At 40.5% G+C, this 11,922-nt stretch carries 10 protein-coding genes; 9 read left to right on the forward strand and 1 reads right to left on the reverse strand.

Features of this window, described 5'->3' with window-relative positions; all coding sequences use genetic code 11:
* The first annotated feature begins 21 nt into the window (after nucleotides 1-21).
* The 4 genes from ACVBAX_RS11845 (at nucleotide 22) to ACVBAX_RS11860 (ending at nucleotide 5,391) form a co-directional block, all read left to right on the forward strand.
* Nucleotides 22-1,251: an allantoate amidohydrolase gene (locus ACVBAX_RS11845; RefSeq protein ID WP_447117211.1), complete on the forward strand. Its 1,230-nt coding sequence runs from the start codon at nucleotides 22-24 to the stop codon at nucleotides 1,249-1,251.
* Nucleotides 1,248-2,426 (forward strand): amidohydrolase, encoded by a 1,179-nt coding sequence (locus tag ACVBAX_RS11850; protein ID WP_447117212.1) that lies wholly within the window; start codon nucleotides 1,248-1,250, stop codon nucleotides 2,424-2,426. The genes ACVBAX_RS11845 and ACVBAX_RS11850 overlap by 4 nt, the downstream gene beginning before the upstream one ends.
* A 148-nt stretch (nucleotides 2,427-2,574) precedes the next feature.
* Nucleotides 2,575-4,038 carry a protein adenylyltransferase SelO gene (locus tag ACVBAX_RS11855; protein WP_447117213.1) on the forward strand — a complete coding sequence of 488 codons (1,464 nt, stop codon included), beginning with the start codon at nucleotides 2,575-2,577 and terminating at the stop codon, nucleotides 4,036-4,038.
* Between the two features lie 171 nt (nucleotides 4,039-4,209).
* The gene (locus ACVBAX_RS11860) at nucleotides 4,210-5,391 is read left to right on the forward strand and encodes a NupC/NupG family nucleoside CNT transporter (protein WP_430776426.1); all 1,182 of its coding nucleotides are present in this window, start codon (nucleotides 4,210-4,212) and stop codon (nucleotides 5,389-5,391) included.
* A gap of 45 nt (nucleotides 5,392-5,436) precedes the next feature.
* On the opposite strand, the gene ACVBAX_RS11865 is transcribed toward ACVBAX_RS11860, so the two are convergent.
* Nucleotides 5,437-6,249, reverse strand: a complete 813-nt coding sequence (locus ACVBAX_RS11865; protein WP_447117214.1) for a cobalamin-binding protein — start codon at nucleotides 6,247-6,249, stop codon at nucleotides 5,437-5,439.
* Between the two features lie 84 nt (nucleotides 6,250-6,333).
* Between ACVBAX_RS11865 and ACVBAX_RS11870 the strand changes: the two genes are divergently transcribed.
* The 5 genes from ACVBAX_RS11870 to ACVBAX_RS11890 all read left to right on the forward strand — a co-directional run bounded on the left by ACVBAX_RS11870 (nucleotide 6,334) and on the right by ACVBAX_RS11890 (nucleotide 11,909).
* A complete protein-coding gene (locus ACVBAX_RS11870; RefSeq protein WP_447117215.1) occupies nucleotides 6,334-6,504 on the forward strand; it encodes a hypothetical protein in 171 nt (56 codons plus the stop codon).
* Nucleotides 6,505-6,617: 113 nt separating this feature from the next.
* The gene (locus ACVBAX_RS11875; RefSeq protein ID WP_447117216.1) at nucleotides 6,618-6,806 is read left to right on the forward strand and encodes a hypothetical protein; all 189 of its coding nucleotides are present in this window, start codon (nucleotides 6,618-6,620) and stop codon (nucleotides 6,804-6,806) included.
* Nucleotides 6,807-6,832: 26 nt separating this feature from the next.
* Nucleotides 6,833-7,903: a PQQ-dependent sugar dehydrogenase gene (locus ACVBAX_RS11880; RefSeq protein WP_447117218.1), complete on the forward strand. Its 1,071-nt coding sequence runs from the start codon at nucleotides 6,833-6,835 to the stop codon at nucleotides 7,901-7,903.
* Nucleotides 7,904-8,008: 105 nt separating this feature from the next.
* Nucleotides 8,009-11,185, forward strand: a complete 3,177-nt coding sequence (locus ACVBAX_RS11885) for a DEAD/DEAH box helicase (RefSeq protein ID WP_447117219.1) — start codon at nucleotides 8,009-8,011, stop codon at nucleotides 11,183-11,185.
* A gap of 112 nt (nucleotides 11,186-11,297) precedes the next feature.
* A complete protein-coding gene (locus ACVBAX_RS11890) occupies nucleotides 11,298-11,909 on the forward strand; it encodes a DedA family protein (RefSeq protein WP_447117220.1) in 612 nt (203 codons plus the stop codon).
* Nucleotides 11,910-11,922: the final 13 nt, after the last annotated feature.

The following is an 11,922-nucleotide window of genomic DNA, read 5'->3' on the forward strand; positions in this document are numbered from 1 at the left end:
GGGAAGGACGGAAAAGAAAGAATGCTAGATGTTAAAAGTAGAATTGAAAAGCATATTGATGTGTTAAGTGAATTTACGGCAACACCTGGGTTTGGCACGACTCGGCTTACGTATAGCCAGGAGGATTTAAAAGCAAGGGACTATATTAAATTACAAATGAAAGAACTCGGTTTGCAGGTTACAGAAGATGGGTTTGGTAATATTTTTGGCAAACTTGAGGGTGAGTTAGAAGGACCTAGTGTGCTTGTTGGTTCCCATTTCGACTCAGTACCTAATGGTGGTTCGTATGATGGTCCAGCGGGAGTGGTAGCTGGGCTTGAAGTGGTGGCTCTATTTGTAAAAAATAACTTAAAACCAAAATACCCACTTGAAGTGGTTGCTTTAGTTGAAGAGGAAGGGTCAAGGTTTGGCGGAGGACTTTTGGGTTCAAGAGGAATTACTGGTTTGCTAAGTGAAGAAGACTTTTTCCAGCTAAAGGATTCAAACGGTATTTCCACGGTGGATGCGATGAAAAAAATCGGGTTGGATCCGACCTTACCAAAGAAGAGAAATCCAAGAACGATGAAAGCATTTCTTGAATTGCATATTGAACAAGGTCCTATCTTAGAAGAAAAAAAGATTCCAATTGGTATTGTTGAATCTATCGTCGGGCTCACTCATTTAGAGGTTACGGTCAGAGGACAAGCAGGTCATGCAGGAACTACACCAATGGACCGACGGGCGGATGCACTTGTTGTTGCAGCAAAGATTATTGCTCAATTACCTGAACTCGCAAAAGAGGAAGGAAATGGAACGGTGACGACAACAGGCCGTCTAAATGTATTCCCGAACGGAGCGAACGTTATCCCGGATATGGTGGTATTTTCGGTTGATATTCGTTCAGGTAAGGAAGAACAAGTAGTAAGTGTGGTCGAAAAAGTGAGGGAACTGGTCTCCTCTTATCAAGGTAACGGAATAGACGTATTGGTGGAGGATCTCCTATATATGAAACCAAAGGAGATGAATCAGGAAATTGTTTCACTTTTAAAAGGGAAGAGTAGTAAATTAGACATTCCTTATTGTTCAATTAACAGTGGAGCAGGCCATGATGCGATGGTATTATCTGATTTTACCAATGTCGGTATGCTTTTTATTCCTAGTAAGGCTGGTTTGAGTCATTGTCCAGAAGAGTGGTCAGATTCAAAGGACATCGAAAAAGCCGTTCATATTTTTTACGAGGTTGCAAAAAAACTAACGGAGGCTCAAGGATGATCCACTCTTACTTAAAGGAATTTATTCAAAATAATCAAGAAGAACTGATAGAAATTAGAAGAAGGTTTCATAAGGAACCTGAACTGCCATGGGAAGAAGAAAAAACCACAGCATTTATATGCACCTATTTAGATAATATGGGGGTGTCGTACCGGAGAACAGAACCCACTGGAGTTATAGCAACGATTGATGGTGGGAAGCCTGGAAAAACAGTGGCTTTACGGGCAGATATGGATGCTTTACCGGTAGAGGAACTTAATGAGGATGTACCTTATGTTTCTAGTGTAAAAGGGAAAATGCATGCTTGTGGTCATGATGCTCACACGGCAATGCTTCTAATTGCGGCTAAAGGTTTAGTGGAAATAAGCCAAGAGCTGTCGGGAAAGGTTCGTCTTATTTTTCAACCGGCTGAAGAGATTGCCGAAGGAGCAAAATCATTAGTAAAGCAAGGAGCAATGGATGGAGTTGACAATGTATTTGGTATTCATATTTGGTCACAAATGCCAACTCATAAAATATCCTGTACCCCTGGTCCATCCTTTGCTTCAGCAGATATTTTTAGAGTAATTTTTAAGGGGAAAGGTGGCCACGGGGCCATGCCACATCAATGTGTCGATGCAGCCATTGTGGCTTCATCTTTTGTAATGAATGTTCAGTCGGTTGTCTCACGTACCATTGATCCTCTAAGACCAGCCGTTTTGACAGTTGGGAAGATGGACGTGGGCACGAGATTTAATGTTATCGCTGAAAATGCACGAATTGAAGGAACCGTCCGATGCTTCAATCCTCAAACAAGAGATCATATTCAAGCTCAAATTGAGCAATATGCCAAACAGGTTGCTTCTTTATATGGGGCAACTGCTGCAGTGGAATATATTCGAGGTACAGATGCTGTAACAAATGAAGAATCTTCTGCTAGGCGGGTACAGAAGGTAGCGAGGGAAGCGTTTGGGGAGCGTGTTATCTACCAAGAGGAACCTACGATGGGCGGGGAGGATTTTAGCATGTACCTCGAACATGCCCCCGGATGCTTTGCGCTAGTTGGAAGTGGGAATTCTGACAAAGATACCGAATGGGCCCATCATCATGGGCGGTTCAATATTGATGAAGATGCCCTTGTAACCGGAGCTGAATTGTATGCACAGTATGCGTGGAGCTATTTGAACCAGTCTTGATAGAATTTTGAGCTAAGCAATGTGCTTAGCTCTTTTTGTATGAAAAGGTATAATTAATGAAGCAACGTTGGACTCTAAAAAGGGAAAAAACATGAGTCGATTTTAAGAATGAAAATTATATAAAAGCTGAAAGAAGTGAAAATTACAAATGACAAAAACAAATGAATTAGGATGGAACTTCGATAACAGCTATGCCAAACTTCCAGAGACTTTTTATTCAAATACCAATCCAACACCAGTACGGTCACCTGAGATAGTTAAGCTTAATGAATCATTGGCAAAGTCGTTAGGATTACCTGCAGAGGCTTTGCAATCTGAAAATGCAACCGCAATTTTTGCAGGAAATGACATTCCCGCGGGTGCCTCACCGATAGCTCAAGCATATGCGGGCCATCAATTTGGACATTTTACGATGCTAGGAGATGGAAGGGCTATTTTGCTTGGTGAACATATCACTCCAACTGGAGAGCGAGTTGATATTCAGCTAAAGGGTCCAGGTAGGACGCCTTATTCGCGCGGGGGAGATGGTCGTGCTGCACTGGGTCCAATGCTCAGGGAGTATATAATTAGTGAGGCGATGTATGCCCTTGGGATACCTACAACCCGTAGCCTAGCAGTGGTATCTACAGGACAACCGGTTATTCGGGAAACAAACTTACCTGGTGCCATTTTGACCCGTGTGGCTTCCAGTCATATCCGTGTCGGTACATTCCAATATGCCGCAAAATGGGGGTCGATTGAAGATACTCGAGCGCTAGCTGATTACACAATTACCCGTCATTATCCTGAAATTGCTGATCATCAGGATAAATATCTTTCCTTTTTAAAAGCGGTCATTAATCGGCAAGCAAAATTGATTTCTCAGTGGCAGCTTGTCGGATTTATTCATGGTGTGATGAATACTGACAACATGACAATTAGTGGGGAAACGATCGACTATGGTCCTTGTGCATTTATGGACACCTATGACCCGGAAACTGTTTTCAGCTCCATTGATGCGCAGGGGCGGTACGCTTATGGAAATCAACCAGGAATTGGAGGTTGGAACTTAGCTAGGTTTGCTGAAACATTATTGGATTTGCTTCATGACAACGATGAAGAAGCTGTAAAAATAGCTCAAGAGGCCATATCCGAATATCCGGAGTTGTCTCGTGGGTATTGGCTCGAAGGAATGAGAGCAAAACTAGGGATATTTAATGCAGAAGAGCAGGATGATACTTTGATAAATGATCTTCTAGACGTGATGAAGCAATATAAAGCGGATTTTACAAACACCTTTAGAGCGTTAACTCGTGAAGCACATGAGGAATCAGTCCTTCAAGGAACATCGGAATTCAACGACTGGTATAAGCGATGGCAGGAGAGACTCACTAGGCAGGAACAATCAAAAGAAGATGCCCTAGAATTAATGAGAAAAAGTAATCCTTCCATTATCCCGAGAAATCATCGGGTAGAAGAAGCTTTAGCGGCTGCCCAGCAAGAAGACTATAGTGTCATGGATAAGTTACTAGAAGCTTTATCTAATCCTTACGATTATAAAAATGTGGAGGAAGAGTACTGTAAATTGCCTGACTCAACTGGCCTTCCTTATCGAACGTACTGTGGAACATAACGGAGCAATGCTACCCCTATTGGTAGCATTGTTTTATTTTTGGGAAAATTATAAATACACGCTATACACTAGAAAAGCAAAACTTAATTAGATAAAATGGAAAAGTTATTGTTTAAAAGTAGGCATAATAGTAGAAAGTAACTTTGTACATGCATCTAAGGAGAGAACAGTATGAGTATCATTATTGGCATTTTAGGCATTATCCTTACCCTCGGATTGGCCTACCTTTTATCAAATGATAAGAAGGGGGTTAACTTTAGAGCGATTGTAATTATGTTTGCTCTTCAACTTACCATCACCATTGTCATGTTTAAGACGGTTGTCGGCTTGAAAATCGTGGAAGTGGTATCCAACTTCGTCACACAAGTATTAACTTATGGATATGAAGGGATTAACTTTGTCACAGGCGGATTAGTTCCTAAAGATACATCTGTATTTTTTATTAATGTTTTGATGTTGATTATCTTTACATCTACCCTATTATCGATTCTGACGCATATTAAGATTTTGCCTTTAGCGATCAAATACATAGGTGGGGCTATTTCAAAAATTACCGGCCTATCAAAGGTAGTGACGTTTAATTCAGTAAACTCGATTTTCTTTGGTCAAAGTGAATCATTATTGGCAATTAAAGCACATTTAGATAAAATGAACGATAATAAATTGTTCATCGTATCTACCAGTGCAATGGCAAGCGTAAGTGCGAGTATAATGGGTGCTTATATGAGCATGATCCCAGCACAATATGTCTTAGTGGCGATGATTTTAAATGCTTTTTCGGCTCTAATTATTGCGACCATTGTAGCACCTATTCGCTCAGGAGAAGATGAAGAGATTAACTTAAAGGAAGTTTCTCAATCAAAATCCATATTTGAAGCAATCAGTGTGGGTGCGATCGATGGGGGAAGAGTAGCGTTAATTGTTGCTGCGATGTTAGTAGCTTATGTTGGTTTAATGGCTTTAATAAATGCAGCTTTCGCAGGATTAATTGGCATTTCTTTAACTGAAATCTTAGGTTATGTGTTTGCACCGGTTGCCTTTATGATGGGAATACCAGCAAGTGAAATCTTGACTTCAGGATCGATTATGGGAATAAAACTTGCCACAAATGAGTTCGTTGCCATGCTTGAATTCCAACCATTGATTCCGGACTTGGGTGACCGTACGGTGGGGATTGTTTCAACCTTCCTAGTCTCATTTGCTAACTTTAGTTCGATTGGAATTATATCTGGTTCCATTCAAGCGATTAACGGTGAAAAAGCGGGGGTTGTAGCAAAGTTTGGACTAAAAATGTTACTCGCGGCTACATTAGCATCGATTCTAACAGCAACCACGGTTGGATTGTTTCTATAATTAGATTTGTGAGACCATTGTCTGTTTTTAGACAATGGTCTTTTATTAATTTATTGGATCAACCTTCTCATTATAAGTTGGATAGATGTCTGGATGAAGAAGGGAAGCGATCTTGGCCAATCCTAGTAGTAACCTCGGGGAAGGTCTGCAAAACAATGGCTCATCTAGTATGTATAGTTGTTGATTTTGGATGGCATTCATCTGATCCCATTCAGGTCGTTTAAAGATTACCTTAAGGTTCACTTTCTCTTTTTGTACTCCGACCCAAACTACTGAAATCACATCAGGATTTCTTCTGCGAACTTCGTCCCAATCGGTTTGAACACTCGCTTCCTCATGATCCGAAAAAATATTGTGTCCACCAGCTAGCTGACTGATTTCGGTTAACCAATTGTTTGCCCCTGGAGTGAATACGGGTTTTGCCCACCACTCCCAGTAGATCGATTTAGGAATTTCAACCTTCTCGCTTAGAGCCTTGTAGTCTCTAATTTGAGAAGTGAACTTTTCATAGGCTATGGTTGCTTTTTCTAAGGAGTTTGTTGCTTTTCCAACAAATAATAAGGAATCAGCTACCGCTTGTAGGGATGTTGGATTAGGAACAATTACATAAGGGATGTTGCGTTTCTCTAACTCTTCAATATTACGTTCCATTCCAGGAACAGTGAGGGATGCTAACACTAAATCTGGCTGTAATTCTTCGACCTTATCCATATTTATGTTAAGATCCGGCCCTAATCTCGGTAACTCTTTAATCTCCTCGGGCCAGTCAGAATAATCATCCACTCCAATTAATGAAGAAGTTAATCCTAAATAAGCCATAATTTCGGTGTTACTTGGACAAATAGAAATGAGTTTCAACGGATCACGCTCCTTATTCTAGGAATCTACTTTCATTACACTTATTATTATAATAAAAGATTCCTATTATAGGAGGAGAAACATGTGAAGAATTTCCATTGCTGTGCCTCATGTGTGAATTATGAAGTGAAAAAAGAGAATGGGAAGATCATTTACCGATGCTCCCGACTAGGATTTGATACAAAACCAACCTATCAATTTAACTGCTGGGATCCGAAAGAGGCAGTGAAAAAGTTGATGGGGAAGGATGATTAAAGAGAATTCGATTTTGTAGTAGGACAGCTTATGGGGGCGATTCAGAGTTCGGAATACGCATGTAATTTGAACAGGGTCGTTATTGGGAGTCGCTTAAGAGTCCGAATGAGGTCATGATTCGGACAGTCGCAGCTTCGGAAGTTGCAAAAGAGTCCGAATGGGCCCATGATTCGAACAGTCCCAGCTGCAACCAAGTCCGAGTGCCCCCTACGATTCATACAGCCCTGTCTCCGGAAGCCGCTTCAATGCGTAAATATGAATTAAAAATAGAGAGTATTTTATTATTGGTAACAAATGGATAAACTTCTATCTAGAAAATAAAATTGAGGTGGTACCATTGAAAAAGTTCCTGATCACATTAACGGCAATCCTCTTTGTTTCAGGTTGTACAGGAGATAATGAATTATCGCGTGAGAATGAAGCAAGTGAAGCTGTTGCAAGGCAGGCTGAGGTGATGGCGACAGATTTAAATATACCTTGGAATATTACCAAACACAATCAAACCTTTTATTTAAGTCAACGGGCGGGAAGTATTATTAAAGTGGATGGAGAAAATGGGTCAAAAACGATGCAACAGGTGGATGTGACAAAAGATGTTCTTCATATCGGAGAAGGGGGGCTTTTAGGTTTCATACTATCTCCAAACTTTGAAAGCAATCAGGAAGCATATGCGTACCATACATATGAAGAAAATGGAGAAGTACTGAACCGTATAGTCGTTCTCCAGCTTAGTGAAAATACATGGCGGGAAACTTCCATGATCCTTGAAGGAATTCCTGGTGGGAGAATTCATAATGGTGGAAGAATCAAAATTGGGCCTGACGGCAAATTGTATGCAACTGCAGGAGATGCAGGGAATCCCAATAACGCTCAAAACGTTAATAGCTTAGCGGGGAAAATTTTGCGTTTGGAATTAGACGGCTCCATACCAAATGATAATCCAATTAAAAATTCATACGTGTATTCTTATGGACATAGAAACCCTCAAGGACTAGCTTGGGATAATAATGGAAAGCTTTATAGCTCTGAGCATGGACAGTCGGCGCATGATGAGATTAATCAAATTGAAGCCGGGAAGAATTATGGCTGGCCGGTGATTGAGGGTGACGAAAAAGCTTCAAATATGATATCTCCATTATTCCATACCGGAGAGGAAACATGGGCTCCATCTGGAATTGAAATAGAAAACGGGAATATCTATGTAGCGACCTTACGTGGCGAAAGTATTCGAGTAGTCGACCTCACTGGTACGAAGATGGAAACCGCTTTTGAAGGTGCGGGAAGAATGCGGGATATTCTTATAGAAGGGAATGCACTATATTCAATAACCAATAATCGCGATGGAAGAGGGAATCCTCGTGAAGGTGACGATCGGTTATTTAAGCTAACTATACAATAGAGGTAAAAATGCCCAACCAGTTAATTTGGGCATTTTTTGGTGCCTGCTACTCGTTTGATGGTAAAATAGTTGAGACAAATGATCCTCTAGAAAGGAGAGACATACGTGAATATACGATTAAATCACAAAATCATAAAAGACATGTGTGGGGCGGTCTCCTTTAAACGAGGAGATTCTTTTTATCGTGCGGATCGAGTGACATTCCAGAGTTATCATCATCAAGGTTGTGAAGCAACGGTTACGGGTGCGGAGGACTTTAACGTTAGAGTTGAAGTGGACTCTCATGGTGATTTTCAAACACTCTGTAGTTGCCCTTCGCTCCCTTCTTTTAAAAATGATTGTCAGCATATTGCAGCTGTGTTATTAGCCATATATGATTATCAGAAAAAAGGGACGGTCCCTTTTATACCAAGTGAACATCGTAACGCTAATCAGGAATTAACAGAGGGCTTATTAACCCTGTTTGCGCATCAGTCAAAGCGCTCGAGTGGACATCAGCTCCATTTTGAAAACCGGCAAGTCGTAGAGATTGCGTTTACATGCAAAATCATTTCAATTATGGATAAAGAGATGCTTGGGGTAGAGCTCACCATCCAATCCATTCTTGTTCAAAATATAAGAGATTTTCTAGAACAAATGAAAAACGGGGTACCCATTTCCCTTTCAGATACTTTTACTTATGATCCGAGTGTTCATTGTTTCCAAAGGGAAACGGATGCAGTGATCCACCAACTTGTTCAAGTGACTCATGATGAAAAGGTGCATGGTGCTGTACCAAGCAGCCAAATGCTACTGATCACACCGACTTCTTGGGAAAGATTACTGCCTTTCCTTGTAAAGGCGCCAAACGTGAGCTTACAGATTGATGAATCCACGTATAGCGGAATCCGGCTTTCTAAAAGAACACTTCCTTTACAATTTGACATATCAGACATAAAGGGTGGCTATCAACTGAAAGTTCAAGGCTTGGATCAAATCATCGTGATGACTTCCTATGGACTGGTATTAGCTAAAGGCGAGATGTATCAAATCCCTTATGAAGATATGGACCGACTGGTTGAAATGAAGCAGATGTTAGCGAATACGAAGGCAGGGAGTATTCCTATTCCAAAAGAACAATTTGACTTTTTCTTGGAAAAAGTGGTTCCTGGTTTAAAAAAGTTAGGAAACGTGCAAATATCATCTACCGTTTCCAATCAGCTCTTCGACACGCCGCTCGTAGCAAAGTTATTCCTTGATCGAGTAAGCAATCGACTTCTTGCTGGGTTAGAATTTCATTATGAAAATATAGTAATTAACCCACTAGAAAGTCATCAACAACAAACAAGATTTATTGCAGCAAGGGATGTAGGGAAAGAACAGGAGATCCTGAAGCTGATGGAGGAAAGTTCATTTGCAACGACGGACAGTGGATATGTTCTACATAATGAGGAATTGGAGTATGAATTTTTATATCATATCGTTCCGAAGCTAGAGAAGCTCGTGCAAATATATGCAACGACAGCTGTCAGAAACCGGTTGTTCAAGGAAAGTGCCCACCCTAAAATCCGCATTAAAATGAAAAAAGAACGAACCAATTGGCTTGAATTCAAGTTTGAAATGGAGGGCATGGCAGAGAAAGAAATTCGTGCCGTGCTAGCAGCGTTAGAGGAAAAGCGAAAATATTATCGTTTGAAAAATGGGTCGCTGCTCTCGTTGGAAACAAGAGAATTTGAAGAAATTGATCGTTTCCTAAATACACTTCCGATCCAACCAGAAGATTGGGAAAGTGAATTAAACATCCCTGTCGTTCGAGGGCTACAGCTCTTAGATGGTGATAGTAACGTATTTATGTTCGAGGATTCCTTTCGTCAATTTTTAAATACCATTCAAAATCCAGGTGAAATAAAGTTTGAAGTACCAAAACCGGTAGAGCCGATTCTCCATGAGTATCAGAAGCAAGGTTACCAATGGATGAAAACTCTCGCCCATTTTGGATTTGGAGGAATTTTAGCAGATGATATGGGACTTGGGAAAACCTTGCAGAGCATTTCCTTCATATTGTCTGAGCTTTCTACCATACGTGAAAAAAAGCTACCTGTTCTTGTTGTCTGTCCATCATCTTTAACGTATAACTGGTTAAGTGAAATGATGAAGTTTGCTCCAGAGCTACAAGCCGTTGTGATGGATGGAACGAAAACGGAACGCGTGAAACTTCAGAATAACCTGGATGGCTTAGACGTTGTGATCACCTCGTATCCATTGTTGTTAAAAGATTTGACTTGGTACCAAAAACAGTCGTTTCGTGTGGTTTTCTTTGATGAAGCACAAGCCTTTAAAAATCCAATTTCACAAACAGCGAAGGCCGTGCGAAGGATACAAGCTAATTATCGCTTTGCCCTTACAGGGACTCCGGTGGAAAACTCCTTAGAAGAACTATGGTCCATTTTCCATGTTGTGTTTCCTGAACTTTTTCTCGGATTCAAGGAATACAGCAATTTAACAAGAAAACAAATTGCCCGCAGAATTCGACCGTTTTTACTTCGAAGAATGAAAGAAGAGGTGCTTTCTGACATTCCTGAAAAAATGGAGTGGATGGAGACCGTGGAGCTTCTCCCAGATCAGAAGAATTTGTATGCTGCTTATCTTGCCAAGCTGAAAGAAGATACGTTAAAGCATTTGGACAAGGATACGATAAGGAAAAATCGGATTAAAATCTTGGCTGGATTAACTCGATTAAGACAGATTTGTTGTCATCCTGCTTTATTTGTCGATGGATATAAAGGGAGTTCGTCAAAATTTGAACAGCTCATGAAGATTGTGGACGAAGCAAAGTTTTCTGGAAGACGGGTGCTGATTTTTTCTCAGTTTACAAAAATGCTCACTCTGATTGGGAGGGAACTAGCAAATCAAGGAATCCCATTTTTCTACCTGGATGGTCAGACTCCTTCGGAAGAACGTCTAGAAAGATGCAATCGATTTAACGATGGCGAACGAGATATTTTTCTTATATCGTTAAAAGCAGGTGGAACGGGACTAAATTTAACAGGGGCGGACACAGTTATTTTATATGACCTTTGGTGGAATCCGGCAGTGGAGGAGCAAGCGGCAGACCGTGCGCACCGCATTGGCCAGAAGAATGAGGTGCAAGTGATCAAGCTGATTGCACGCGGGACCATCGAGGAGAAGATCAATGAACTGCAGGAGAAAAAAAGAGACCTTGTATCAGAGATTATTGATTCCAAGCAGGATTCTGCGCCTTCTCTTACAGAAGATGATATTCGTGAGATATTGATGACTTAGTCATGGTGAAATCTACATCTCAAGTCTTAGAGTAAGTTACTCCCTTGGTTTCTATTTAGATAAGAAAAGTCACTCTATACTTATAGTATCTTAAATAAGTTGGAGTGGTTATATGACGGACTTGCTACTAACGCTAATAGATAAATGGGGGATAGGCGGAATTTTGTTTTCGTTATTCATTGAGGGAAGTGCCTTTCCCTTTGTTGGAACATTTTTTATTGTCACTGTAGGGTTCATTTTAAATTTATCCTGGTTTGAAATAATATGGATTTCACTAGTGGGAAGCTTTTTGTATGCTCTCGGTAGCTATATTCCTTATATAATTGGATATAAGTTAGGGAATTCTGTTGAAAATAGATTAAGTCTGGCTCAAAGAGAAAAGGTAGAAAAGGTCAAAAACAGTTTGAACAGGTATGGAGTGTGGAGTATTGCGGTGTTAACTCCCCTTCATATAGGTAACGTTATTCCTTTTTTAGCAGGAATGTCTAATATGAAAGTTCTCCCCTTTACCGCACTTACCATGTTAGGAATAGGACCTTCTACTTTTCTGTTGTTAAGTATTGGCCGTTTTTATGACGGGGATGAGAAAACAATGATAAATGTGATCGCTGAATATCAAACCCTGTTCCTTGTTGGACTTGGATTAATGACAATTGGTTATATAAGTTGGAAAGTACGAAATCAGCGTAACCAAAAGCGGAAGATGGAAGTACTTGATAGATAAAGGGAGAGCCTCC

Source organism: Robertmurraya sp. GLU-23 (assembly GCF_052983275.1).